The sequence below is a fragment of the Streptomyces sp. NPDC005303 genome, assembly GCF_040607335.1.
Lineage (GTDB): Bacteria > Actinomycetota > Actinomycetes > Streptomycetales > Streptomycetaceae > Streptomyces.
Window position 1 is genome coordinate 22,136 of record NZ_JBEXGM010000032.1, and the last position, 24,489, is coordinate 46,624.

At 69.0% G+C, this 24,489-nt stretch carries 27 protein-coding genes; 13 read left to right on the forward strand and 14 right to left on the reverse strand.

Going from position 1 to position 24,489, the window contains the following annotated elements:
• Positions 1 to 114 precede the first annotated feature (114 nt).
• Positions 115 to 1,092, reverse strand: coding sequence for an alpha/beta hydrolase (locus ABZT93_RS32365; protein ID WP_356111377.1), 978 nt, complete (start codon positions 1,090 to 1,092; stop codon positions 115 to 117).
• Between the two features lie 245 nt (positions 1,093 to 1,337).
• Between ABZT93_RS32365 and ABZT93_RS32370 the strand changes: the two genes are divergently transcribed.
• Entirely contained in the window at positions 1,338 to 2,306 is a 969-nt protein-coding gene (locus ABZT93_RS32370) for a TerC family protein (protein WP_356111379.1), read from the forward strand.
• Between the two features lie 101 nt (positions 2,307 to 2,407).
• Entirely contained in the window at positions 2,408 to 3,289 is an 882-nt protein-coding gene (locus tag ABZT93_RS32375) for an LLM class F420-dependent oxidoreductase (protein ID WP_356111380.1), read from the forward strand.
• Between the two features lie 137 nt (positions 3,290 to 3,426).
• Here ABZT93_RS32375 and ABZT93_RS32380 read toward each other — a convergent pair whose 3' ends face one another.
• Positions 3,427 to 3,990, reverse strand: coding sequence for an NAD(P)H-dependent oxidoreductase (locus ABZT93_RS32380; protein ID WP_356111382.1), 564 nt, complete (start codon positions 3,988 to 3,990; stop codon positions 3,427 to 3,429).
• Between the two features lie 101 nt (positions 3,991 to 4,091).
• Here ABZT93_RS32380 and ABZT93_RS32385 point away from each other — a divergent pair, with 101 nt between their 5' ends.
• The 4 genes from ABZT93_RS32385 to ABZT93_RS32400 are packed head-to-tail and all read left to right on the forward strand — an operon-like array spanning position 4,092 to position 8,527.
• The gene (locus tag ABZT93_RS32385; RefSeq protein ID WP_356111383.1) at positions 4,092 to 4,772 is read left to right on the forward strand and encodes a TetR/AcrR family transcriptional regulator; all 681 of its coding nucleotides are present in this window, start codon (positions 4,092 to 4,094) and stop codon (positions 4,770 to 4,772) included.
• Between the two features lie 59 nt (positions 4,773 to 4,831).
• Positions 4,832 to 5,866, forward strand: a complete 1,035-nt coding sequence (locus tag ABZT93_RS32390) for a LacI family DNA-binding transcriptional regulator (protein WP_356111505.1) — start codon at positions 4,832 to 4,834, stop codon at positions 5,864 to 5,866.
• A gap of 16 nt (positions 5,867 to 5,882) precedes the next feature.
• The gene (locus ABZT93_RS32395; RefSeq protein WP_356111385.1) at positions 5,883 to 7,061 is read left to right on the forward strand and encodes a 4-hydroxybenzoate 3-monooxygenase; all 1,179 of its coding nucleotides are present in this window, start codon (positions 5,883 to 5,885) and stop codon (positions 7,059 to 7,061) included.
• A gap of 29 nt (positions 7,062 to 7,090) precedes the next feature.
• Positions 7,091 to 8,527, forward strand: coding sequence for an aldehyde dehydrogenase family protein (locus ABZT93_RS32400; RefSeq protein ID WP_356111387.1), 1,437 nt, complete (start codon positions 7,091 to 7,093; stop codon positions 8,525 to 8,527).
• Positions 8,528 to 8,530: 3 nt separating this feature from the next.
• On the opposite strand, the gene trxA is transcribed toward ABZT93_RS32400, so the two are convergent.
• A complete protein-coding gene (gene trxA / locus ABZT93_RS32405) occupies positions 8,531 to 8,959 on the reverse strand; it encodes a thioredoxin (protein WP_356111507.1) in 429 nt (142 codons plus the stop codon).
• Between the two features lie 484 nt (positions 8,960 to 9,443).
• Between trxA and ABZT93_RS32410 the strand changes: the two genes are divergently transcribed.
• Complete coding sequence (locus ABZT93_RS32410) at positions 9,444 to 9,899, forward strand: hypothetical protein (protein WP_356111389.1); 456 nt, start codon at positions 9,444 to 9,446, stop codon at positions 9,897 to 9,899.
• Positions 9,886 to 10,344: a helix-turn-helix transcriptional regulator gene (locus tag ABZT93_RS32415; RefSeq protein ID WP_356111391.1), complete on the forward strand. Its 459-nt coding sequence runs from the start codon at positions 9,886 to 9,888 to the stop codon at positions 10,342 to 10,344. Before ABZT93_RS32410 ends, ABZT93_RS32415 begins: the two co-directional genes overlap by 14 nt.
• A 93-nt stretch (positions 10,345 to 10,437) precedes the next feature.
• Here ABZT93_RS32415 and ABZT93_RS32420 read toward each other — a convergent pair whose 3' ends face one another.
• Positions 10,438 to 10,659: a hypothetical protein gene (locus tag ABZT93_RS32420; RefSeq protein ID WP_356111393.1), complete on the reverse strand. Its 222-nt coding sequence runs from the start codon at positions 10,657 to 10,659 to the stop codon at positions 10,438 to 10,440.
• A gap of 5 nt (positions 10,660 to 10,664) precedes the next feature.
• Positions 10,665 to 10,874 (reverse strand): hypothetical protein, encoded by a 210-nt coding sequence (locus ABZT93_RS32425; RefSeq protein ID WP_356111394.1) that lies wholly within the window; start codon positions 10,872 to 10,874, stop codon positions 10,665 to 10,667.
• A gap of 386 nt (positions 10,875 to 11,260) precedes the next feature.
• On the opposite strand from ABZT93_RS32425, the gene ABZT93_RS32430 reads away from it, so the two are divergent.
• From ABZT93_RS32430 to ABZT93_RS32440, 3 genes are all read left to right on the forward strand, one after another.
• Positions 11,261 to 11,785 carry a DUF6879 family protein gene (locus ABZT93_RS32430; RefSeq protein ID WP_356111396.1) on the forward strand — a complete coding sequence of 175 codons (525 nt, stop codon included), beginning with the start codon at positions 11,261 to 11,263 and terminating at the stop codon, positions 11,783 to 11,785.
• 20 nt (positions 11,786 to 11,805) lie between these two features.
• Entirely contained in the window at positions 11,806 to 12,654 is an 849-nt protein-coding gene (locus tag ABZT93_RS32435; RefSeq protein WP_356111397.1) for a helix-turn-helix transcriptional regulator, read from the forward strand.
• 86 nt (positions 12,655 to 12,740) lie between these two features.
• The gene (locus tag ABZT93_RS32440) at positions 12,741 to 13,682 is read left to right on the forward strand and encodes a hypothetical protein (RefSeq protein WP_356111399.1); all 942 of its coding nucleotides are present in this window, start codon (positions 12,741 to 12,743) and stop codon (positions 13,680 to 13,682) included.
• A gap of 131 nt (positions 13,683 to 13,813) precedes the next feature.
• Here the strand turns inward: ABZT93_RS32440 and ABZT93_RS32445 are convergent, their stop codons facing one another.
• From ABZT93_RS32445 to ABZT93_RS32480, 8 genes are all read right to left on the reverse strand, one after another.
• Positions 13,814 to 14,410: a hypothetical protein gene (locus ABZT93_RS32445; protein ID WP_356111401.1), complete on the reverse strand. Its 597-nt coding sequence runs from the start codon at positions 14,408 to 14,410 to the stop codon at positions 13,814 to 13,816.
• Positions 14,407 to 14,655 (reverse strand): hypothetical protein, encoded by a 249-nt coding sequence (locus tag ABZT93_RS32450; RefSeq protein WP_356111402.1) that lies wholly within the window; start codon positions 14,653 to 14,655, stop codon positions 14,407 to 14,409. The genes ABZT93_RS32445 and ABZT93_RS32450 overlap by 4 nt, the downstream gene beginning before the upstream one ends.
• A gap of 45 nt (positions 14,656 to 14,700) precedes the next feature.
• Positions 14,701 to 15,897, reverse strand: coding sequence for an HK97 family phage prohead protease (locus tag ABZT93_RS32455; protein ID WP_356111404.1), 1,197 nt, complete (start codon positions 15,895 to 15,897; stop codon positions 14,701 to 14,703).
• Complete coding sequence (locus tag ABZT93_RS32460) at positions 15,898 to 16,275, reverse strand: hypothetical protein (RefSeq protein ID WP_356111406.1); 378 nt, start codon at positions 16,273 to 16,275, stop codon at positions 15,898 to 15,900.
• 83 nt (positions 16,276 to 16,358) lie between these two features.
• A complete protein-coding gene (locus ABZT93_RS32465; RefSeq protein ID WP_356111408.1) occupies positions 16,359 to 16,610 on the reverse strand; it encodes a hypothetical protein in 252 nt (83 codons plus the stop codon).
• Positions 16,611 to 16,710: 100 nt separating this feature from the next.
• Entirely contained in the window at positions 16,711 to 18,549 is a 1,839-nt protein-coding gene (locus tag ABZT93_RS32470) for an AAA family ATPase (RefSeq protein ID WP_356111410.1), read from the reverse strand.
• Positions 18,550 to 18,603: 54 nt separating this feature from the next.
• The gene (locus tag ABZT93_RS32475) at positions 18,604 to 18,855 is read right to left on the reverse strand and encodes a hypothetical protein (protein WP_356111412.1); all 252 of its coding nucleotides are present in this window, start codon (positions 18,853 to 18,855) and stop codon (positions 18,604 to 18,606) included.
• A gap of 126 nt (positions 18,856 to 18,981) precedes the next feature.
• Positions 18,982 to 20,526 carry a recombinase family protein gene (locus ABZT93_RS32480; protein WP_356111413.1) on the reverse strand — a complete coding sequence of 515 codons (1,545 nt, stop codon included), beginning with the start codon at positions 20,524 to 20,526 and terminating at the stop codon, positions 18,982 to 18,984.
• Positions 20,527 to 20,719: 193 nt separating this feature from the next.
• Here ABZT93_RS32480 and ABZT93_RS32485 point away from each other — a divergent pair, with 193 nt between their 5' ends.
• The gene (locus ABZT93_RS32485; protein ID WP_356111415.1) at positions 20,720 to 22,159 is read left to right on the forward strand and encodes an NAD(P)/FAD-dependent oxidoreductase; all 1,440 of its coding nucleotides are present in this window, start codon (positions 20,720 to 20,722) and stop codon (positions 22,157 to 22,159) included.
• A 123-nt stretch (positions 22,160 to 22,282) separates the two neighbouring features.
• On the opposite strand, the gene ABZT93_RS32490 is transcribed toward ABZT93_RS32485, so the two are convergent.
• Complete coding sequence (locus ABZT93_RS32490; RefSeq protein ID WP_356111417.1) at positions 22,283 to 22,930, reverse strand: peptide deformylase; 648 nt, start codon at positions 22,928 to 22,930, stop codon at positions 22,283 to 22,285.
• 118 nt (positions 22,931 to 23,048) lie between these two features.
• Here ABZT93_RS32490 and ABZT93_RS32495 point away from each other — a divergent pair, with 118 nt between their 5' ends.
• The gene (locus tag ABZT93_RS32495; protein ID WP_356111419.1) at positions 23,049 to 24,443 is read left to right on the forward strand and encodes a PepSY domain-containing protein; all 1,395 of its coding nucleotides are present in this window, start codon (positions 23,049 to 23,051) and stop codon (positions 24,441 to 24,443) included.
• Positions 24,444 to 24,489: the final 46 nt, after the last annotated feature.

A 24,489-nucleotide genomic window follows, 5' to 3' on the forward strand; every position in this document is an offset into this window, starting at 1 on the left:
GGGGCGCGGGGAACTGCGCGAGCAGCCACGACGCCGCCGCAGCCGCCCCCCGCGGCCCCCGCCGCACTTCCTCCCGCGCCCCTCCCACAGCACCTCGGCGCCCCCGCGACACCCCTAGCTGCCCAGCAACCTCCGCAACCACGCCAGGTGAGCCGCGCGCGCCGCCTGCGACAACGCGGCCTGCGGAGCGAACCCGTCGAAGCCGTGGAAGCCTCCCGGCCACACATGCAGCTCCGCCACCCCACCCGCCCGCCAGATCCGGGACGCGTACGCGACGACCTCGTCCCGGAACGTCTCCGCCGACCCCACGTCGAGGAAGGCGGGCGGCAGTCCCGAGAGATCCTCGGCCCGGGCCGGCGCCGCGTACGCCGGAACGTCGGGGCCACCCCGCAGTTCACCCAGCAGCGCCGTCCAGCCCGTCTCGTTGGCCGTACGGTCCCAGACGCCCAGTCCCGCCATCTGGTGCGTCGACGGGCTGTCGTTGCGGTCGTCCAGCATCGGGCACATCAGCAGCTGCCCCATCGGCCGCGGCCCCTTGCGGTCCCGGGTGAGCAGCGCCAGCGCCGCCGACAGTCCGCCCCCCGCGCTCGCACCGGCGATCACGATCCGCTCGGGGTCGCCACCGAACTCCTCGGCGTGCTCGGAGGTCCACACGAGCCCGGCGTAGACGTCCTCGACGGGCGCCGGATGCGGGTGCTCGGGCGCCAGCCGGTACTCCACCGACACCACGACGGCGTCCAGTTCCTTCGCCCAGGCCAGCGGGCCGTCCACGCCGACCCGGTTGTTGCCGAGGACCATGCCGCCGCCGTGGACGTGATAGATCACCGGGCGTCCGATGCCCGCGGGGGCCGGAGCGGCGGGGCGGCAGATCAGCAGCGAGATCTCCGGGGCGCCCTCGGGCCCGGGCACCGGCCGGTCTTCCACCTCGAAGAACCCGCCGAGGGTCAGATCCATGTCGGCCAGCAGCTGGATGCCCGGTCCCTGGCGGACCAGCTCGATGTCGTCCAGGGTCATGCCGGGCGAGATCATCTCCCGGATCAGGTCGAGGGCGGCGGCGAGTTCGGGATCGAACGGGGGTGGGACGTAGGTCATGGCTTCTCCTCACGCGGGGCGCGGCGGCTCGTGGAGTCATGATTCGGCGGCGACCTGCGTCCGGGGCGCCGCCGTACGGCGGAACCTGCCCGCCGTGCGGCGGGTGACGCGAGCCGTGATGCCGCTATGTTCCGCTGTGACCTGCGGTTCCTTGCCATGGCGTGACCTGTTGTTCACCTTTTGCGGGTGGAAGGGCCGCCCGTCGGTGGCAACGCTGTCGATGCCCCCCATGCACAGGAGAACCAGTGAACGTCTCGCTCACCGTCTGGCTGCTGACCGTCGTCGCCCTGTGCGTCCTGGTCGGCGCCGACTTCTTCATCGGCCGAAAACCCCACGACGTGTCGGTGAAGGAGGCCGGCATCTGGACCGTCGTCTGGGTCGTACTGGCCTGTCTCTTCGGACTCGGACTGCTCCTCTTCGGCGGGGGGAAACCCACGGGCGAGTTCTTCGCCGGATACATCACCGAGAAGTCCCTGAGCGTCGACAACCTCTTCGTGTTCGTCCTGATCATGGGGAAGTTCGCGGTGCCCTCGCAGTACCAGCAGCGGGTGCTGATGGTCGGCGTCGTGATGGCGCTCGTGCTGCGAGCCGGCTTCATCGCGGCCGGAGCGGCGATCATCTCCACGTTCTCCTGGGTGTTCTACCTCTTCGGCGCCTTCCTGATCTGGACCGCCTGGAAGCTCGTCCAGGACGCCCGCAAGGGCGCACATGAGGAGGAGTACGAGGAGAACAAGCTGCTGAAGCTGGTGGAGAAGCGTTTCGGCGTGGCGGACCGCTACCACGGCACCAAACTGTGGATCGAGCAGAACGGCAAGCGGGTCATGACGCCGATGCTGGTCGTGATGCTGGCCATCGGCTCCACCGACGTGCTGTTCGCGCTCGACTCCATCCCCGCGATCTACGGGCTCACCCAGGACCCGTACATCGTCTTCACAGCCAACGCGTTCGCCCTGATGGGTCTGAGGCAGCTGTACTTCCTCATCGGCGGTCTGCTGAAGAAGCTGGTCCACCTCAGCTACGGCCTGTCGATCATCCTCGGCTTCATCGGCGTCAAGCTGGTGCTGCACGCCCTGCACGAGTCCGGGGTGCACGTCCCCGAGATCAGCATCCCCTTCTCCCTCGGCTTCATCGTCCTCGTCCTGACGATCACCACCCTGACGAGTCTGCGCGCCGCGAAGAAGCAAGGGGAGCCGGAGGTGGAACGGGTGGCGTGAGAGGCTCAGTTGCCTGGTTCCGGGGGCTGCCCTTGACTTCGAGAGCACTCCAAGTTCTAGCGTCTGCAGGGTCGGCGAAGGCCCCGTGAGCGGAGACGGACATGCGCGTAGGCGTGCACATCAACCGGTTCAATCACCCCGCGGGCGCACCCGCTCTCGGTGCCGAGCTCGCCGCCGCGGGGGCCGCGGCGGAGGCGGCCGGGGTGAGCTGGCTGTCGGTGATGGACCACTACTTCCAGATGGAGTTCAACGGCGGCGCCGAGGACCCCATGCTGGAGGCCTACACAACCCTGAGCTTCCTCGCGGCCCACACCGAGACGGTCCGGCTCGGCGCGCTGGTGACCGGAGTGACGTACCGTCACCCCGGCCTGCTCGCCAAGATCGCGACCACGCTCGACGTGCTCTCCGGCGGCCGGGCCGCCCTCGGTATCGGGGCCGCCTGGTACGACCGGGAACACGAGGGGCTCGGCGTGCCGTTCCCGCCCCTCGCGGAGCGCTTCGAGCGGTTGGAGGAGACCCTGCGGATCTGTCTGCAGATGTGGGACCCGGCGGCGAACGGCCCCTTCGAGGGCACCCACTACCGGCTCGCCGAGACCCTGTGCGTCCCTGCCCCGGTCAGCAGCCCGCACCCCGAGATCATGATCGGCGGCAGCGGCGAGAAGAAGACCCTGCGCCTGGTCGCCCGTTACGGCGACGCCTGCAACCTCTTCGCCACCTCGCCGGAGGAGGTCACGCACAAGCTCGACGTGCTGCGCCGCCACTGCGACACCGAGGGCCGCGACTACGACGAGATCCGCAAGACCATGACCTACACGCCCGACACGACCGACGGCGGCGACCTCGACGCCTTCACCCGGGACATCACGGGCTACGGCAAGCTCGGCATTGACACGGTCATCCTCGCCCCGCGCACCGGCGCCCCCGCCGAGTGGATCGAACGCTTCACGGCCCCCGCCGTGCAGCGGCTCGCGGAACTGGACTGACCCGCCCGCGAGGCGGGCGGGTGCTGGGGGTCGGTCCCCCGACAGCCCTTGCCGCTGCGAGCAGCCCCCACCGGCCCGCCGAGACCGGACAAGGGTCGGAGTTCGGAAACTCCGACCCTTGTTCCAGGCGTCGCAGGTCAGGCCGCGGCGACCGTACCGGTGTTGCTGTGCAGCTGCGCGACGACCTCGGTCAGCTGCGCGGCGACCTCCGCGTCGTCGGCCGGGTGGGTCTCGGCGAAGCGCACCACGGAACCCGGGATCGACAGCTTGACGTCCTCGAGCACCTTGCCGCCGGCGATGCCCACGGCCTTGCGGGTCTCGTCCTGCGCCCACACGCCACCGAACTGACCGAACGCGGTACCGACCACGGCGACGGGCTTGCCGCCGAAGGCGCCGGCGCCGTAGGGGCGCGACAGCCAGTCGATGGCGTTCTTCAGGACGGCGGGGATGGTGCCGTTGTACTCGGGGGAGAAGAGCAGGAACGCGTCGGAGGCCTGAGCGGCCTCGCGCAGCTTCGCGGCGGCCGCGGGGACGCTGCCCTCGACGTCGATGTCCTCGTTGTAGAAGGGGATCTCGGCGAGGCCCTCGTAGAGCACGACCTCCGCGCCCTCGGGGGCGTGCTTGACGGCCGCCTCGGCGAGCTGACGGTTGTGCGAACCGGCGCGGAGGGATCCGACGAGCGCAAGGATGCGAACTGACATGCGTAGCTCCAGGGGTGGTGAAACACTGCGGTAATGTTCCGGACCGGGGTCCGTTTCTGTTTCTAGCATCCTAAACGGACCGAGGTCCAGTTTTCTTCCCGATGCTTTACGCTGGCTTCATGTCCGCGACCCTGCCGCCGTTCCCGAAGCCTCAGGAGCCCTTCGACACGACCCAGCTTCTGGAGGTCGGCTCCGCCCCCGGCGAGCCCTGCCTCCGCGCCGACGCGGCCCGCAACCGCGCCCGCCTCCTGGAGGCCGCGACCCGGCTGATCGCGGAGCACGGCGTGGCCGGAGTCACCATGGAGGCGGTGGCCACGGCGGCCGGCGTCGGCAAGGGCACGGTCTTCCGGCGTTTCGGCGACCGCACCGGACTGCTCTTGGCGCTCCTGGACCACTCCGCGCACACGCTCCAGGCGGACTTCCTCGGCGGCCCCCCGCCGCTGGGCCCCGGCGCCCCGCCGGTGGACCGGCTGCGGGCGCTCGGCGTGGCCGTGCTGTACCGCTCCGCCGAACAGCTGGACCTGCTGCTGGCCGCGCAGTCGGAGCCGACCCGCCGCCACTCCCACCCCTCGGCCCGCGCGCTGCACATCCACACCGCCATGCTGCTGCGGCAGATCCTCCCGGACGCCGACTGCGAACTCCTGGCCCAGACGCTGATGGCGTACCTCGACCCGGCCCTCATCCACCACCTCACCCGGCAGTGCGGAATGCCGCTGGGGCGCCTGGAAACCGGCTGGAACGACCTCGTCACCCGGGTGACCGGCACCGATCCACTGCGCTGAGCGAAGCGGCAACCCCACATGTGGGCGCCTTCACAGGTTCTGCAAAGATGACGACCGTCATGGTGCAGATACCGAAAATGCCCGCGCCCGTTTCCCCGGCGACGCGCCCGGTTCCCACGAGCGCCGACGTGGCCCGCCTGGCCGGCGTCTCACGAGCGACCGTCTCCTACGTCCTCAACAACACCAGCGCCGTCCGGATCAGCGAGCCCACGCGCCGCCGCGTCCACGACGCCGCCAAGGAACTCGGATACGTCCCGCACGCGGCCGCCCGCAGCCTGCGCGCCGGCCACAGCCGGATGGTCCTCATGCCCGCCCCGTCCATCCCGGTCGGTCCGCTCTACAGCCAGTTCATCAGTGAACTCCAGTGGGCCCTGGGCCGGTTGGACTACACCGTCGTGCAGTACGGCAGCGTCGGCCTCCAGGGCGACGAGGCGGCCCGCGCCTGGGCCGAGCTGCGCCCGGTCGCCGTCCTGGTGCCCGGCGCGGGACTCGGCCCGCAGGGTGTGGCCCTGCTCCGGCGCTCCGGTGCCCGAGCGGTGGTCACCCTCGGTCCCGAGGTGGTCGAGGGGGCCCACGCCCTGCTCATGGACCACGCGGGCGTCGGCCACGGCGCCGCCGCCCACCTGTACGCCCGCGGCCGGCGCCGGATCGGCGTCGTGGTGCCTGAGGAGGCCGGTCTGGAGGCCTTCTCGCTGCCCCGCCTGGCCGGGGTGCGGAGAGCTCTGCACGGCACGGACGCCACCCTGACGGAGCTGCCCCTCGCCTTCGAGGAGCAGTCCGCGGTCAAGCTCGCCGCCCGCTGGCGGGAGCTCGGTCTGGACGCCGCGTTCGCGTACAACGACGAATACGCGATGCTGTTAATGCGGGCCCTCCAGGACGAGGGCATCCGCATCCCGGAGGACACGGCGGTGATCGGCGCCGACGACCTGCTCCTCGGCCGGTTGCTGCGGCCGCGGCTGAGCACGGTCCACCTCGAGCTCCCGTCCGGCCGTGACCTCGCCGAACTGGTCGACCGCGCGGTGCGCGAACCGGGCGCCGCGACCGAGACGCACACGGTGCTGGGTGCCGCGGTGGTCCACCGCGACTCCAGCTGACGCAGGGAGGCCTGCCATGCGCACCACGGTCGGGATCATCGGCGGCGGCCCCGCAGGACTGCTCCTCGCCCGCCTGCTGCACCTGGCCGGCATCGACTGCGTGGTCCTGGAGAGCAGGACGCGGGAGTACGTCGAGCACCGTCAGCGCGCCGGGATGCTGGAGCAGGGCACGGTCGACGCCCTGCGCGCATGCGGCGCCGCCGGGCGGCTGGACGCCGAGGGGCTCGTCCACCAGGGCATCGAGCTGCGGTTCGCGGGGGAGCGGCACCATCTCGACTTCCCCGTCCTCACCGGCGGCCGTACGGTCACCGTCTACGCCCAGACCGAGATCGTGAAGGACCTCGTCGCCCTCCAACTGGCCGAGGGCCCACCGCTGTTGTTCGATGCGGAGGCCCTGGCGGTCGAGAAGCCGGAGAGCGACGCCCCCCTCGTGCGGTTCCGGCACGAGGGCCGCGAACAGACGCTGACCTGCGACTGGGTCGCGGGCTGCGACGGCTTCCACGGCATCTCGCGCGGGGCCTTCCCGACGGCGACGAGCCGGACGTACGAGCACGAGTATCCGTACTCCTGGCTCGGGATCCTCGCCGATGTCGCCCCGTCCTGCGAGGAGTTGGTCTACGCCCGCGGGGAGCGCGGCTTCGCCCTGCACAGCATGCGCTCACCCTCGGTGTCCCGGCTCTACCTCCAGGTCCCCAACGGTACCGACCCGGACGACTGGTCCGACGAGCGGATCTGGGACGAGCTCGCCGCGCGCTTCGCGATCGACGCCGACTGGACCCTCGCCAGGGGGCCCGTCACCGCCAAGTCCGTGACGTCCATGCGCAGTCACGTCCACGAACCGATGCGCCACGGCCGCCTCCTGCTCGCGGGGGACGCCGCGCACATCGTGCCGCCGACCGGGGCGAAGGGGCTCAACCTCGCCGTGTCGGACGTGTCCGTCCTTGCCCGTGCCCTGACCGATCTGTGCCGTACGGGATCGACACAATTGATCGACAGATATTCAGAGTTGTGTCTTTCTCGTGTGTGGCAGGCCACGCGGTTCTCGGACGACATGACTAGGATGTTGCATGCTCAACCAAATGGGGATGCGTTCGAGAGCCGGATGCAGCTCGCACGGCTGCGCCGTATCACCGCATCCCGCCACGCGGCCGCCGAACTGGCCGCGAACTACACGGGACTACCGCTCCCCGTGTGAGTCCACCGGTGATCGAACGGAGAGCCGTCATGTCGTTGCTCGACCCCAAGAACTGGCAGCCCCACCCCCTGTCGGGACCTGAGTACGCGGTCACCGAACCCGCCACCGGCGACACCCTCGCCACCGTCACCCTCGCCGGCGGCGAGGACGTCGAGCGCTCCGCCGAGGCCGCCCGCGCCGCCCAGAGCGAGTGGGCCCGGCTCCCGCACTTCGTCCGCGCCGGGGTGCTGCGCAAGGCCGGCGACCTGTTCGCCGCGCACGCCGACGAACTGCGCGGATGGCTCGTCCGCGAGTCCGGGTCGATCCCCGGCAAGGCCGACTTCGAACTGCACGTGGCCGCCCAGGAGTGCTACGAGGCCGCCGCCCTCGCCTCCCGCCCCGCGGGCCAGGTGCTGCCCAGCGAGGCGCCCCGGCTGTCCTACACGCGCCGCGTCCCGGTCGGCGTCGTGGGCGTCATCGCGCCCTTCAACGCCCCGCTGATCCTCTCGATCCGCTCCGTCGCCCCGGCACTCGCCCTAGGCAACGCGGTGATCCTCAAGCCGGACCCGCGCACCGCGGTCTGCGGCGGCCTCTCGCTCGCCGCCGTGTTCGCCGAGGCCGGGCTGCCCGAGGGCCTGTTCCATGTCCTGCCCGGCGGCCCGGACGTCGGCCAGGCCCTGGTCGCCGACCCGCGCGTCCCCGTCATCTCCTTCACCGGCTCGACCGCGGCGGGCCGTGCCGTGGGGGAGGCGGCCGGACGCCACCTCAAGCGCGCCCACCTGGAACTCGGCGGCAACTCCGCCCTGATCGTCCTGGAGGACGCCGACATCGAGGCCGTGATCTCGACGGCGGCCTGGGGATCCTTCTTCCACCAGGGCCAGATCTGCATGACGACGGGACGCCACCTGGTCCACGAGTCGCTGTACGCGGAGTATGTCGAGCGCCTGGCCGCCAAGGCCGACTCGCTCGCCGTCGGCGACCCCCACACGGAGCAGGTCCACCTCGGCCCGATCATCGACGACAACCAGCTCGCCAAGGTGCGCGGCCTGGTCGAGGCCAGTACCGCGCAGGGCGCCAAGCTGGCCGCCGGCGGTACCCACGAGAGGCTCTTCTACCGCCCGACGGTCCTCGCGGGCCTCGACGACAGCACGCCCGCCTACGCGGAGGAGGTCTTCGGCCCCGTCGCGCCCGTACGGTCCTTCAGCACCGTCGACGAGGCCGCCGCGCTGGCCGCCGCGGGGCCGTACGGCCTCTCCCTCGGCATCGTCACCGGGGACGCGGCCCGCGGTCTCGACCTGGCGGAGCGGATCCCGACCGGAATCGTGCACATCAACGACCAGACCGTGAACGACGAGGCGGTGGCGCCCTTCGGCGGTATCGCCGCGTCCGGCACCGGCGCCCGCTTCGGCGGCGAGGCCAATGTGGAGGCCTTCACCGACGTGCGCTGGACGACGGTACGCGCGGACGTGGCGACGTACCCCTTCTAGGGGCTACTCGCCGTTCTGCTCGGCCTGGGCCTGCTGCGCTGCCACGGACTTGCGGACCTCGTCCATGTCCAGCTTGCGGGCCTGCCCGATGACGTCCGTCAGGGCGGACTCGGGCAGCGCGCCCGGCTGGGCGAACACCGCGACCTGGTCGCGGACGATCATCAGCGTCGGGATCGACTGGATACCGAAGGCCGCGGCCAGCTCCGGCTGCGCCTCGGTGTCCACCTTGCCGAACACCAGGTCGGGGTTGTCCTCGGCGGCCTTCTCGTAGACCGGCGCGAACTGGCGGCAAGGACCGCACCAGGACGCCCAGAAATCGATCAGGACGAACTCGTTGTCCGTGACCATCTGGTCGAAGTTCTCCTTGGTGAGCTCCACGGTGCTGGTCACTGTTTGGGTCTCCTTCTGTATCGCGCTCTCACGGCCTTGCAGGGCCTCGCCGGTGGCGGGCACCTACCCAGCGGTGGCGGGCACCTACCCAGCCGCAGCAGCCCCACACAGCCACAGCACCGCGCCGCCTCGGGCTATTCCGTGCCCGTGGGATCGCCCACGTAGTCAAGGGGACCTCATTGCCTCACCCCTGGGCGGCCAGTAGGACCAGTACTTAATCGGTGATTGGGTCCAGCCTGCGAGGATTCCACCAGATCGCCTCTGACCTGCATATTTGGGTCATCGTTGGTTCTGGTCACTTACGGTCGTTGCTCGGTGTCTGGTGTCCTGATTGTGTCCAGTACCACCAGCCAGGATCGTGGTTCAGAGACACTCGCGGGCCTGCAGAGCCCCTCGATCAGACTATGAAACGATGACCCGAAATGCCCCATTTATGGGCCTGTCGTACGGTCTTGCACTGAAGGCGATCAAGAGCGGACATCTTCAGTAGCACCACTCGACACAACATATATGTTGGGGTAGGCTGATGCCAGTACCGAGCTTCACAGATCACGGGTACCTTCCTGCAGGTGATCATGAGGTCACTTGGCAGGAACTCTATGACCGGTTCGGCTGGAATGAAGCACGCCGAGAGCTGCTCGCCAACTTCAAAGTGGTGCGGGACGGGCTGGAGAGTCTCAAGGTGGAGACCATCTGGCTAAACGGATCGTTTGCCACAAGCAAACACCGCCCCTCTGACATCGACGTGATTTTCGTTCCGCCACCAGGTGCCGATATCGCACAGTGGGGACTACTCAGCCCCCATCAGCGAGGGCACTTGAAGCAGCGCGGTGGCATCGACCTCTGGGCGTATCCGTCCTACGCCTACCACGGCCGAACCAGCCACCACCAAACCATCAAAGACTTCATGAGCTCCGATAGGGACGGTGTCCCTAAGGGGATGCTCCTACTAGTACAGGAGACCTACCTTGATCAGCACTGATCGCCAGCTGCAGCTGATGGAGGAGAAGCTTGTCGATGCCCAGAAGTCCGCCAAGGACTCCGAGGGTATCGAGGCGGACGTCCTCCGTGACCTCGTCGAGGAAATGGAACTGGAGATCGCCGAGTACAAGAAGGTCGTAAAGGGCGAAGAAACGATCTTCACCGTCTCGAGTGTTTCAGACCTCGCCAATGCGCTCATCAAGGCGCGAATCGCGAGGGGCTGGAGCCAGGCTGAGCTTGCTCGACACCTGGACAAGCAGGAGCAGTCGGTACAGCGAGACGAGGCCGGGGGGTATGAGCGGGCCACGTTGGCTCGGCTTGCAGATGTCGCAGATGTACTGGGATACCGGCTCAGGGGTGTGCTCGAACCAGCCCAGCCCCGAGAGCCTCTCAAAATTAGCGACCTCGGCCTTCCTAATGCTCATTCCAAAGCTGGACAGAAGTAGGGTTCCCTGAAGGATCAACTCCTTCTAGCTGCCCGACCCAGCGCACGAGCCGCCCGCGCGGCAACCACCACGCGGGCAGGCCGGGGGCCCTACTCAACGGCGCTCCACCGCAGCCTGCAACGCCTCGGCCATCTTCTCCGCCACGTCGGCGCGCACCATGCCCAGGTGGACGTACGGCTTCCCGCTGTGAGTCACCATCGGGCGGACGCTGCCCCACACGCTCTCGGGAAGGCCGAGACCAGCCAGCGCAGCCCTGATGGCCTCCGCGGCGTTGCTGGCCGCTCTACGGCCGTCCCGGTAGGTCTGCATGTCCATAGCCATCAGTGGACCCCGGAGGCGTGGTCGCGGATCAAGGTTGCGTGGCGCGAAGCCTGGACGATGTTCCCGTCATCCTTGGCGGCGTTGAGGTGTCTCCAATTGACCTGGCACGTCTTGCAGCCGGGCGCGGGTGCGCAGTCCAGCAACCAGGCGTTGAGCCCCACTGGGAGTTCGATGGGGCGTTCCTGTGTCGTCTTGTGCTTCGTGGCCATGGGCGCTCCCCGCTCTTCGTGACTCCGGTTACGACCGTAGGAAGTTGGGAACGGTGGGGTCCACGAAGTTGCACGCGGTTGCACGCGGCCCGTCACGGCCTTGACGCCCTGGTCACGGCACCGTGAGGCTCTGGTGCCACCGGAAGCAACCGGCTCGACATCGGGAGGGGCGATGCAACTACGGTTCGTCGGGAAAGATCCAGAGTCCGGAGATCACGGCTGCCCGGCGGTGTGGGTGGACGAAGTCACGAATGATCTCGTTATCCAGGGCACCACAGCCGACGCCGAGACGGTCGCTCGGACCGTCCAGGACAGCCCACTCCCGGAACATGAGAGCGTGATCCGACTGCCGCAGCGCATGATCCCGCTGCTGAGGGAGGCACTTGATGGCGCAGAGCCTCAGTAGCTTTGCCGACCTGATCCGGTCTGTGGAGCACTCCGCCGTACACCTTGAGATGCGGGACGTGTACGCGGTCTCGAACGAGGACGAAGGGTTCGAGGCATGGAAGCGCGGCCACCGGCTCGACCCGGACGACCGCGAGTCGTGGTGGCGGCCGTGGCTCGACCTCGTCCAGGAGGTCACCGCCAAGGGTGTCGTGATGCGCCGCGCCCGCATCGTCGGCGAGCCACATAGCGAGTACATCAGGTACGAGCACGCGTTCACGTTCACAAACATCGCCGCAGGCGAAGAGATCCGCTGGCTGCCGAGGCGACAGGCTTCCGATCTCGCCCTTCCGGGGAACGACTTCTGGCTCTTCGACGACCGCATCGTCCAGTTCAACGTCTTTGACGGCGAAGGGCGTTGGGTCCACACCGACCAGACGGACGAGCCGGCGATCGCCCGACTGTGCTCGACGGCCTTCGACTCCGTCTGGGAGCGGGGTATCCCGCACGAGAAGTACGTCATCTGAGAAGCCTGGTGCGCCAGTTCATGCCCACCTCACCGCTGTCCACCGCACAGGCTGCCCGCGCGGCCATCGCCACCAGCCTGGACGAGATCAGGAAGGACGCCGGGCTGACCGGGCATGAGCTGGCGCAGCGTTGCGGCTGGCACAAGTCGAAAGCGTCCCGCATCGCGCGGGCCAAGACGGCACCGTCGGATGCCGACATCCGGGCGTGGTGCCGGGCGTGCAGCGCAGAGGATCAGGCAGCGGATCTGATCGCAGCCTCCCGCACCGCCGAATCCATGTACGTCCAGTGGCGGCAGATCCACCGCGACGGCATGCGGCGCGTGCACGAGAAGACCCTCCCGCTGTACCAGCGCACCGCCCACTTCCGCGTCTACGCTTCGAACTTGGTGCCCGGCATGCTCCAGACCGGCGAGTACGCGACAGGACTCCTGCGGTCCATCACAGACTTCCAGGGCACCCCTGACGACGTGGCCGAGGCCGTCCATGCACGGCTGAACCGCTCCCGCGTCGTCCACGAGGGCAACCACCGGTTCGCGCTGCTGCTCGAAGAGGCAGTGCTCTCCTACCGGGTCTGCGACGATTCGGCGATGGCCCGGCAGCTCCGATACCTGCTGGAGATCATGTCGCGGCCGAACGTGTCCCTCGGGATCATCCCCTTCATGGCTCGGCGCACCGTGTGGCCGCTGGAAGCCTTCTACGCCTTCGACGACGCCCAGGTGGCAGTCGAGACGCTGACAGCCGAGGTCAACATCACGGCCCCCGGAGAGATCCGCACGTACCTCAGGGCGTTCGCTGACCTGTCGCGCATCGCTGTCCACGGCCGCGAGGCGAGAGCATGCATCGCCAAGGCCCTTGACTCCCTGGGCTGAAGCGCCGGAGCCCTCGGCATCCCGGCGAAGGCCGGGCCACAAGAATCTGGTCGCATCTGTATTACAGGGCCGCTAACGTCCTGTTCATGAACGATTCGCTCTCCTTTGAGGGCTTCTTCCAGGGTGCCAAGAAGGCCGCCCATAAGGCCATGGACGACCATGGCCGCGCGGAGTATGACGAGTTCGCGCTCCACGCCGGTGTCGCCGTGGAGCGGCTCGCGAAGGCCACCCTGGTCTCGAAGAATCCGATCTACATCGCCGAGATTCGCAATGCGGACATGCTGCTGTACCTCGGAGGCCACCTCCAGATGGACGAGGAGAAGGTCCGCACCGTCGGGGCCAAGGACGCTGTCGCTCGCCTCCGGCGTATCGGCGCGCTCCAGGTAGATCCCCAGCTCGACCTGCTGATCGAGATGCGCAACGGAGCCGCCCATGCCTCCCCTGACAGCACCCAGGCCAAGGGGATGATCTCTCCCCTCGCCCGAACGATCGAGACCCTGCTTGACGAACTCGGAAAGCCGCTGGACACCTTCTGGGAGCGGTGGACCGAAGCCGTCAAGGCGGCCGTGAACGAGCAGGAGGACCAGGTCTTCCGCGACGTACAGCTCCGGATCACCCAGGCGCGTCACGCATTCGACGACCGGTTCGTGGGTCTCCCGGCGGAGGTCAAGGAAGGCGCACTGAAGGCACCTCAGCCCCGCAAGGAGGAGTGGTTCGCCAAGCCGATGGGGGTCAGGGACGGAGACCTGCTCGTACTGAAGACCTCGGGCGGCGACTGCCCGGCCTGCGGCGGACAGGGCCTCCTCACCTTCGAGCCCGTCCGCCATACGGCCACGGAGACGACGTTCACGGCGAACGGCTTCGGCTGCTACCTGTGCAACTTCGAGGTGAGCGGCCCGGATGAGATGGCCGCCCTGCGGAAGGCCAACACCCCCGGACTGATGACCACGGTGGCCGTCTCCCACGGCCCCACCCTCACCCCGGAGGAACAAGCACAGCTCGTGATCGGCGAGACCAGGCCAGGCTGATTCGTCGCGTCGAAGGCCCGGCGCGGGCCACAGCATGTGATCGTTTTCCGCATCGCGGAAATAGAGAGAGAAGCCGCTGACTGGGCGGGGTCATTTGGCCCTGATCATCGCTAGGCGGCCCCCCGCCCCCCTCATTGCACCTCGGATTCGGGTGCCAGAGGGCTCCAGTCGATACCGCCGCGTGCCAGCCGCATGGCCCTTTCCTTGTCGTTCTCCAGCAGGCTGAGGGCTGACCGTGCCTTGCGCAGACCGACCTCCGCGTCGGCGAGGCTCTCGCGGGCGGTCACGTTCTCCCGCTTGGTCCGCGCGCTCCTGATGGCGTCGACCGGCTTGCGTACGAAGCCACGGTCAGCGGTGAGTGTGCCGCCGCCGTCGTCGCGGCCGAGGGGGCCAAGATTCTCGGAGAGGATCATGGGGGTCTGGGCGTCGTCGACTCCGGCCTTGATGGCGGCGCGTGCCGCGTCGAGGTAGCGCCGTTCGGCCTGGGCGTAGACCGCCTCGGCCTCCACGGTGATCTTCGTGGCCGCCGCGATGGCAGGGGCGAAGGCGTCGATGGCCTTCTGCTCCTCGCGACTGATCTCGACGGCGGGGTGGATCAGCTTTGAGTCGTCCAGCTGAAGGCCGGTCATGAGGCAGAACCACCCGAGCTTCACCGGACGGCAGCTCTGCTCGCCGACTTCGCGCCCGCAGGTGTCGCAGGTCTCGATCTTCCTGTTTACACGGCTCATGATGGGCCTCCGGTGGCCTTAGCGACAGCGATGTTCTTGGCGCGTTCGATGACGAAGATCAGCCTGGTCGTCTCCTCGGTGTCGAGGTGAGTGATCCGCCCCATCGTGTAGCGAGTGTTGCCATCCAACTGGCTCATTCCATCGTCGAGTTCGAGTGCCCGGAGGAGTTCGGCCTGCTTTTCCTCCGTCGGGCTTAGATATTTCGGCACGGCTATAACTCCCTTGTCCTCAGCAGGTGTTCGCATGATCAGTCCCCAAACTCGTCAGCGATGAGGCCCTTCTGGAGCCGGTCAAGGTAGCCTTCGGGGTGGTGGGTCCCCTGCTCGACGACGTGCGCGGCGAGGGCAACCAGCCCTATGTACGAGGTCGGCGGGGTCGACCATGGTGATGAGGGCGTCGTGTGCTTCGCGGTCGCGGGCGATGGCGGCCTTCACGAGCGCGAGCGCGGCGGCCACGGAGTCTGTGCAGCGGTTCATCACCGCCCACCTCTCGCAGAGGGCGCGGAGCCCTGCGAGCTGGGCCTGCTCTTCGTCTGCACCGTCCAGGTGGGCGATCTCGTGGGTCACGACCTCGTACGCCTTGGCGGCGCCGAGATCCGCACGCACCCAGACCTGGTCGGGCACGGCCTGCGGGCGGCAGAAGCCGCCGATCTTCGTGTCCGTGAACTCGACCCTCGCCGGGTCGTTCTCTTCGACGAACCAGCGCACGGTGACACCAGGGGCGGCCAGCCGTGCGAGCGCGCCCCTGGCGGCCTCGCGGGCCTTCGCCGGTACGTCCGGGCCGCTCACCTCGCGGTAGCCCGTCAGGAAGCCTTCTGTGACCGCGTAGCCCTTCAGCTCCTCGATGAGGGCTGCGCGTTCCAGGTCGCCGTAGAAGGAGTTCCGCAGCCGCTTCAGCTCGTTGAGCTCGTCGCCCATCAACTGCGTGCGAAGTCGGAGGAGTTCGTCTCGTGTCGAGGGATCGAGGGGCACGCCGGCGGTTCGCTGAAGGTCGCTCTTGACTGCAACGAGCCTCGTGTTGATGCCCGCTGCCACCAGAACGGGGCTCACCTCGTGGACAGTCATCTTCCGGAGGGTGCGCCGGTGCTCCCGCCCGTACGTGCTTTCACGCGGGGCCGGTGCCGAGTCGTCCACGTCGAACCCATAGCTGAAGCTGGCCAGCTCCCCGAGTTCCTTCACGGTCTCGAACGCGTCGCGGCCGTGCGTGGTGCTCATGAAAAACTGGCCTTCGAGGATCGCCTCGTCGCCGTCTTCGTAGATGACACCCTTGCCGACCGGCTTCGCGCCCTGCCAGGACGTGTGATTCCAGTCCGAGATCATTACCGGGGCGCCGTTTGTGAAGGCGCCGGGAAGAGTTACATCACCGTCATGGTCGACGACGTGAAGGGTCGCGAAGACGGCGGTGATCCGGCCAGTGGTCTCGGACTTGATTTCGACGCCACCCACGTATTCCTCGCCGTGCGCGTCGAAGGCTCGTTTGTACTCCACCTATGCCGCCTTTCGCCTTGTCGCTTCGGCGTAGACCTTGGCGGCGTCGAATTCCCACCGACCGTTTGACAACTGGCGTCCGCCGATTTGCTCGCCGAGCTGGCGGACCCTGCGAGGCTTTACCCCGAGAACCCGCGCAGCTTCGGCCGAGCCCAACTTCGGATTCGAGTCTTCCGGAATGGTGCCCGGATTGGTTGCCGCATTGCCGCTTTCCGCGATGACGTTGATGACGGCACGGAGCCGGGCGCTGATCACCGGCCCGTTGCGCGCGTTTGGGTCAAGCTGAAGCGCCGTTTCGCAGGCGGCTGCGACCGTGGCCGCGTAGCGGGGCGGTACGACCAGCGAGCCGTCCGGCAGCCGCAGGGGGAGGGTGGGCATGGCGGGCTCCTTGCGTGGCTGCAAGGGGGCCTGTGGTTCTCCCTATATCGCGGTTGTTTCGGTCTCGGGGTTAGCCCAAGCCGTCAGCGGGCCGTGCGCGGCCTCGGGACGGTGTCGGCCAGCCGCAGGTGCCGGGCGACGTGCTGGCTTTCCAGGGCGGCGGCCTGGCGTTCGGCGGCGGCGGTCTGCCGCTCGGCGAGGACGACCAGGGCGAGCACGGCGTGCGTGATCCCGCTCGGCCGGTAGGCCAGCAGGGCGGCCTCGGCGTGGTTGCCGGTGATCATGTCGACCTCGCAGCGGTTGGCGATCTGGCAGCGGTTGGTGATGTAGTCCATGACTCTCTCCTCCGTGATCTCTTCGGGGCTTCGCCTCGGTGGGGACAGAGGGAGTTGGGGGCTTGATTCTTCCTTGATCGCTCAGGGGTGAGGCTCTGGCTCAGTCGCCGGGGATAGAGAGTTGCCCAGTCAGGCCAGCTTCGCGCGGAGTCTGGCCTGACTGGCGCTCAGTGGGTCCAGTTGGGTCAGTCAGTCCAGTCAGACCACTCTCCCCAGGGCTTTGGCCCAACTGGGTGCGACCTGCACTTTCTCCCGGCTGAGTGCCGGGCAGCGACCAGTAGGTACGCCGGGGGAAGCCGCTGGACGTGGAGACGATCTTCAGCCGGCGTCGTGCGCGCTTCAGGGTCGACTCCGAGTGCCCGGCCTTCCTGGCGGCGGTCTTGATGGATGCCGAGTCGTCGATGCCGCCGTGCTGCGTCAGATGGTCGGCGAGCCAGTCCCCGGCCTCGGCGGCGGCCGACCGGGCGTCAAGGTCTCCGTCCGCGTCGGCGAGCGCGTCGGTGATGCTGCGCTCGGTCTCGCCGAGCCACTTCAGGCGGCCTGTGAACACCGGGCCCTCGTCGGTGTCGGCGACGTGCGCCTGCTCGATGGAGAAGGTGAGCGTGGGCAGGTCGGTCCGGCCCAGGTTGTTCTTGGGCTGCCCGAGGAGCCTCACGGCCTCGTTCTCCGGGTCGGTCATGATGTAGAGCACCGCGCGCGAGACGGCCACGAACGCCCTTGACGCCATGATCCGGGTGAGCGGGTCGGCGCCGGTGGACTTGTTGACGTGAATCAGCCCGAGCACCGAAATCCGGTGCCGGTCGGCGAGAGCCGCGATGGGTTCTAGCGCCTGCCGCACCTCGGAGTCCCTGTGGCTGTCGAGGCTTGCGTCGAGGCGGCTCATCAGCGGGTCCAGGAGCAGGAGCGCGGCGCCGCTCTCCTCGATGCGACGGCCAAGAGCACTGACATCGGAGGGCAGCGTCAAGGAGCCGTCCCCACCCTCGGCCGTCGTCACAGTCACCTGGAGGACCCGGTCCATATCGGCACCGGCAGCCTTGAGCCGGGGCGCGATGGTGTGTTCCCACGAATCCTCGGTGGCGGCGACGATGACGGCCCTCGGCTGTCCCTGGTAACAGCCGGGCAGCTTGGCGGTGGTGATGTCGGCGGCCACTTGATACGCACAGGTCGACTTTCCGATGCCCTCCCGTCCAGCCACGAGACTGAGACACCCGAGCGGCAGCCGGTCCTTCCACAGCCAGTGGACGGGCCGGATCTTGATTTCGCTGGCGGGCTTCAGCGAGATGGTGCGGCGGCTGGTGGCGGCGTTCGCCTCGCCGCTCTGCCGCTCTGCAGCGCCCGGCCGTACCGTCACCGATGGCGGCGCCTGCCGCTGTCCTGGGACCGGTGCGGCGCCCTCCGGCATCGACCTGGGCTCGCGCATCCCTGCATTCAGCCCCGACCGGATGGTGGCAGCCACCTCCCACGGTGGCAGGCCGCACAAGGCAGCGGCCTCGGTCAGCGCGTCCTCCACGGCCTCGGCCGTGAGGTCGGTCCAGGCGGCCCCAGCGAGGGTCCCGAGCGCGAAGGCGGCCTCGTTCAGGGTCATGTTGCGCGTGCCCTCGGGAGCGGTGGCCACCTTCTGGGCCTCGCTCTTGAGCGCGGCTCCCGAGTACCCCTCGCTGACGGACGGCTCGGAGTCCATGAAGTGGTCGGCCCTGAATTGGTTCCACAGCCGCTGGACTTTGGGATGCGCCTGGTATGCGGCCGTCAGGGCGTCATGCCGCTCGGGGGCGATGTCGAGCAGGGCGACGATGAAACGGATCGTCTCGTCGGTGCCGACCTCGTCGATACTCGCGGCTACCCACTCGGTGGCGTCCGCCATACTGGGAGGAGACGTCGTGGCCGTCGTCTTCGGGTCCGCGCCGGGTTCCTTCCGGCGCGGATCTTCGTTTGTGCTCATGATGTTGTCTTTCGGCTCGTGGAAGCGGTGCGGCACCTCCTTTGGGTAGGGGATTTACGCCGCGTCGACGGCGCTCGGCGGAACCTTGGTTCCGTCGGTGGGTGCGAGCAACGCGCGCAGTTCGGCGAGCTGCTCGGGGGTGGGCAGCGGCGCGGTGGAAACAAACGCGCGAATGTCGCGGCCGAGGATTGCCGCCTTCAGCTCGCGGCGCGCCTTGTTCGCCTTTTCGGGGTCGCTGTCCTTACGGCTGAAAGCGGCCACGCGGGCGCGGTGATGGGCGACTTCGGAATGTACGGAAGGGGACACTTGCGGCCTCCCTGTGTATGTGGCCGCGTGTCCCCTGGATCTCCGCTGCGGATTTACTTGCCTATAGAAGCTGCTTGCCCCCGTAGTTACAGCGCCTAAACCGGCCCGTCGTTTGGGTGACGTGAGTCACTCCCGATGCCAAACCACTCGGTCCCGTACCTCGGCAGACACGGAGTCCCGGGTGCGCCGGATCCGGACCTCACCGAGCAGTTCCGGATTCAGCAGCAGCTTTGCGATGGCGCGTTGGCGATGGATGGGGGTGCGTGCCCAGCGTCGGGCCACGGTGGCGGCCGGTCCCTGCTCGAACAGTTCGGCCAGCGGGTTCGGGCGGGTCAGTGCGCGCTCGCGATCCTCAAGCTGCCGGATCTCACCCGTCAGTTTGTCCTCGCGTTTGGCCAGCCGCGCCTCGTGGGCCAGCGACTCCGCCTCGGTGCTGCGGGTGGCGTCCAGATCGGAGCGCTTGACATCCAACTGGGCACGCACGGTGCGGAGTTCGTCACTGTCACGGTCGTCGCCGAGGGATGCGTAGACCTCTGGGCGCGCCAGGTAGGCAAGGATGATCTCGGTGAGGTAGTCGTCGAGACCGTCCTTGTCATTGACGCGAAGGCATCCCTTGTTGCGGCAGGTGTATGCCTGTCCGCCGTCGGGCGTGGCGTGTCGGGTGACCGTCATCGGTCCGAGGCATTCAGCGCAGCGCACGGTCAGGGTGAACACATGCTGTGCGCCGCCGCCCGGATTGGTGCGGCGGCCATTGGCGCCGAGCAGGGTTTGCACCTCATGGAACAACTCCACGAATTCCTCGGGCGAGATCGGCGAGCCGTCGAAGTCGGCGATGACCGGCCACGCGGCGTCGGTCTCGCCCAGCACCACGTTTTTGCGCTTGCCGGTTTTCTCGTTGACGACGGTCTTCATGCGCACCCGCTTGCCGACGTAGGAGATCCGCCGCGCCGTCTGGGACAGTACCGACACGGAGAACTCCGCGCCCTTGCGGGTTGTGATGCCCCGCTCTTTCCAGTCGCGCTCGATCTCCCCCAGCGAGTCACCTGACGCGAGACGGGTGAACAATTCGATGACGTTGAGCGCCTCGGCGGGGTCGGGGAGCTGCTTGTCGGGACGGCGGACGAGGCGGCCCTTGGCACTGCGCACCTGGGTATAGGTACGGGCGTAGCCGTAGGGGATGAGTCCGTGCGGCTTGCCCTTTTCGAAGTTGCGCTTGAGGGTGCGAATCACGCGCTCGGAGGTTTCCTCGGAGTGCGCCTCGGCTTTGAGCGACTCCTCCATGAGCGCGTGCCGGTCGCGCCACTGGTCCAGATCGTAGGTACGCCGATGCGTCGTGATCAGGATCTTGACGCTCTGCGCCCGGCAGGCGTCGATCAGGTCCAGCCATTCGCGAGGCTGGCGCGAGCCGCGCGACGCCTCCCACATCACGAGTAGGTCGGCGCCGAACGTCCCGCCGGTGAGGTCGGCCATGAGGCGGGTGAAGTCGCCCCGCTTGGTGCGCGCCCTGGCGGAGCTGGAGCCCACGTCGGAGTAGTAGTCGCCGAGTGTGACGCCCAGCTCTTCGGCAAGATCGGTGTTGTCCGACTGCTGGTCGTCGTTGGAGCGCTCCTCACCGGAGCGGTCGAAGCTGACGCGGAGGTACTCGCGTCCGGTGAGCCGTACTGCGGTCATGCCTCCAAGGATGCACCCAAAGGGCGAGCAGCAACACGGTGCTGCTCATGACGTGATCCCTCTTCCTGGTCTCGGAGCGAAGCCGTCGGCACAACACGGCCCGTCGGCCTGGTATTCCACAGCTGTCACCTCTGGGTATCCGGCGCGCGTACCCCTGGTGGCCCGAGCGCACACCACCCACCAGACTGGGCCCATGACGGAAACGGAAAACATCGCCCACAGCACCTACGACGTGGTGGTGCTCGGTGCCGGACCCGTGGGGGAGAACGTGGCGGACCGCACCCGCGCGGCCGGCCTCTCCACCGCGGTCGTGGAGAGCGAACTGGTCGGAGGGGAGTGCTCCTACTGGGCCTGTGTGCCCAGCAAGGCCCTGCTGCGGCCGGTGATCGCGCAGGCGGAAGCGCGCCGCCTGCCGGGCCTGAGCGCCTCGGTGCAGGGCCCCCTTGACGCAGCAGCGGTCCTCGCCCGCCGGGACTGGTTCACCTCGAACTGGAAGGACGACGGCCAGGTCGGCTGGCTGGAGAGCATCGGCGCCGACCTCCACCGCGGCCACGGCCGCCTCAGCGGAGAGCGCACGGTGACGGTCACCGGCCCCGACGGTGTACGGAAGGTGCTGACCGCCCGGCACGCCGTCGCCGTCTGCACCGGCACCCGCGCCGTCCTGCCGGACCTGCCGGGCCTCGACGAGGTCAAGCCCTGGACCAGCCGCGAGGCCACCAGCGCCAAGGCGGCACCGGGACGGCTCGTCGTGGTCGGCGGGGGAGTGGTCGCCACCGAGATGGCCACGGCCTGGCAGGCCCTCGGCTCACAGGTCACGCTTCTCGTGCGCGGCAAGGGTCTGCTCAACCGCATGGAGCCCTTCGCGGGCGAACTCGTCGCCGAGGCGCTCACCGAAGCGGGCGTGGACGTCCGCACCGGCACCTCGGTCGAGTCGGTCACCCGCGAGAACGGCACGGTCGTCGTCGCCACCGGCACCGGCGGCCGGATCGAGGCCGACGAGATCCTCTTCGCCACCGGACGCGCCCCGCACACCGACGACATCGGCCTCGACACGATCGGCCGGGAGCCCGGCAGCTGGCTGGAGGTCGACGACAGCCTCCGCGTCACCGGCAGCGACTGGCTCTACGCCGTCGGCGACGTCAACCACCGCGCGCTCCTCACCCACCAGGGCAAGTACCAGGCCCGCATCGCCGGCGCCGCCATCTCCGCCCGTGCCTCGGGCGCCGCGGTCCAGGCGGACCCGTGGGGTGCCCATGCCGCGACCGCCGACCACGACGCCGTTCCCCAGGTCGTCTTCACCGACCCGGAGGCCGCCGCCGTGGGCCTGTCCCTGGCGGAGGCCGAGCAGGCCGGCCACCGCGTCCGCGCGGTCGACTACGACCTCGCCTCGGTGTCGGGCGCCGGCCTCTACGGCGACGGCTACCGCGGCCGCGCCCGCATGGTCGTCGACCTGGAACGCGAGATCCTCCTCGGCGTCACCTTCGTCGGCCCCGGCGTCGGCGAACTGATCCACTCCGCGACGATCGCGGTCGTCGGACAGGTCCCGATCAGCAGGCTGTGGCACGCGGTCCCGTCGTTCCCGACGATCAGCGAGGTGTGGCTGCGACTGCTGGAGGCGTACCGGGACAACTGACGGGCGGCGTCCGGGGTTCTGGGCCGGGGGTGGCGGAGAGGGAGTGCGCGGTCGGGCTCCCCGCACCGTCGCCGACCCGCGGATCCCAGCACGCTCTCGCCGTCGTCCGTCGTCCGTCAGCCGTCAGCCCGGCAGCTCGAAGCCGAGGGACGCGGCCGCCTGCTCCGGCGTCGGTTGCGTCCAGCGCTCGGCCATCGCCTGGTGGGAGGACAGCGAGCGCAGCTCGGCGCGGTCGAGATAGAGCGTGCCGTCGAGGTGGTCCGTCTCGTGCTGGACGATCCGCGCGGGCCAGCCGCTGAACACCTCGTCCACCGGGCGCCCGTTCTCGTCCTCGCACGTCAGCCGCACCTCGGCGGGCCGGGCCACCACGGCCTGCCACCCCGGCACGCTCAGACACCCCTCGAAGAACGCCATCCGTTCGGTGCCGACCGCCCCGTACGACGGATTGACCAGCACCCGGAACGGCAGCGGCACCCGCCCGCGCGCCAGCCGGATCTCCTCCGGTACGGGCGCCGGGTCTTCGACGACCGCGATCCGCAGCGGCACCCCCACCTGAGGGGCGGCCAGCCCCACGCCGGGCGCCGCGTGCATGGTGACGCGCAGCGCCTCGACGAAGCGGGCCAGGAGAGCGGGGTCCAGCTGGCCGTCGTAGCGCTCGGTGCCGCGCCGCAGGACCGGTTCGCCGGCCGCCACGATCGGCAGCGGGCAGTCCGCGGCCAGGAGTTCCTCGATCAGCTCGGCAAGGGGCGCGCGGTGACTCGGAGTTGACATCGCGCCAGGATGCCATGGAGCGCCCTGTGATGCAGGTCACTTGGGAGCCCGGGAACTCGGCGCACCTTTCCTCCGACTACTGGACCGCCCCCGTCCCCAGCCCCCGGAGAAGCCGCCGATGTCCATCGCCCCCTCGACGACCACGGACGAGGCCCCCGGGCCGGCCGCCCCCGCGTCGGCCCCCAGCAGATGGTCCCCGCTGCGCCCGCTCGTGCTGCGTCTGCACTTCTACGCCGGCGTGTTCGTCGCCCCCTTCCTGCTCGTCGCCGCCGTCACCGGCTTCCTGTACGCCGGTGCCTTCCAGGCCGAGAAGATCGCCTACCGGGACGAGATGACCGTCGCCGCCGTCGGCGACACCAAGCTCCCCGTGTCCGACCAGGTGGCCGCCGCCCGCAAGGCCCACCCCGAGGGCACGGTCTCGGCGATACGCCCCTCGCCCGCGGCCGACGCGACGACCAGGGTGCTGCTGTCCGGCGTGCCGGGAGTGGACCCGAACCACACGCTCGCCGTGTTCGTCGACCCGTACACCGGCGAGGTCCGCGGCGCGCTGGAGCAGTACGGCTCGACCGGCGCGCTGCCGCTGCGCACCTGGATCGACGAGTTCCACCGCGACCTGCACCTCGGCGAGAACGGCCGCCTCTACAGCGAGTTCGCCGCGAGCTGGCTGTGGGTGATCGCGGGCGGCGGCATCGTGCTGTGGTTCTCCCGCCGCCGGGCCCTGCGCAAGGTCCGCGGCACCAGCGGGCGGCGCCGCACGCTGGGACTGCACGGCAGCGTCGGCGTGTGGGCGGCGGCCGGCTTCTTCTTCCTGTCGGCGACCGGACTGACCTGGTCGACGTACGCCGGCGCCAACATCGACGAACTGCGCACCTCGCTCGGCCAGTCCACGCCGTCGGTCTCCGCGGCCGCGGGCGGCGACCACTCGGGCCACGGCGCGTCCACCTCGGCCGGGGGCGCCGAGCACGGCGTCGGCCCGGACAAGGTGCTGGCCGCCGCCCGCGCCGAAGGGCTCGGCGACCCCGTCGAGATCGTGCCGCCCGCCGACGAGTCCTCGGCCTATGTCGTACGGCAGGTGCAGCGCAGCTGGCCCGAGAAGCAGGACTCGGTCGCCGTCGACCCGACCAGCGGCGAGGTCTCCGACACAGTGCGGTTCACGGACTACCCGCTGCTCGCCAAGCTGACCCGGTGGGGCATCGACCTGCACACCGGCGTCCTGTTCGGGCTGGTCAACCAGATCGCCCTGATGCTCCTCGCACTGGCGCTGGTCCTGCTGATCGTGTGGGGCTACCGCATGTGGTGGCAGCGCGGCCGGGGCTCCGCCTTCGGCCGGCCGATCCCGCGCGGCGCCTGGCAGCAGGTCCCGCCGCAGATCCTGGTACCCGGCGTGGTGGCCGTCGCCGTCCTCGGCTACTTCGTGCCGCTGCTCGGCATCCCGTTGGCCGGCTTCATCGTCGCGGACGTGATCCTCGGCGAGATCGCGCACCGGCGGGAGAAGAAGAGCGCGACTGTCTGAGACGTACATGGGCCCGGTTCCTGTGCGGAACCGGGCCCCTGTGATG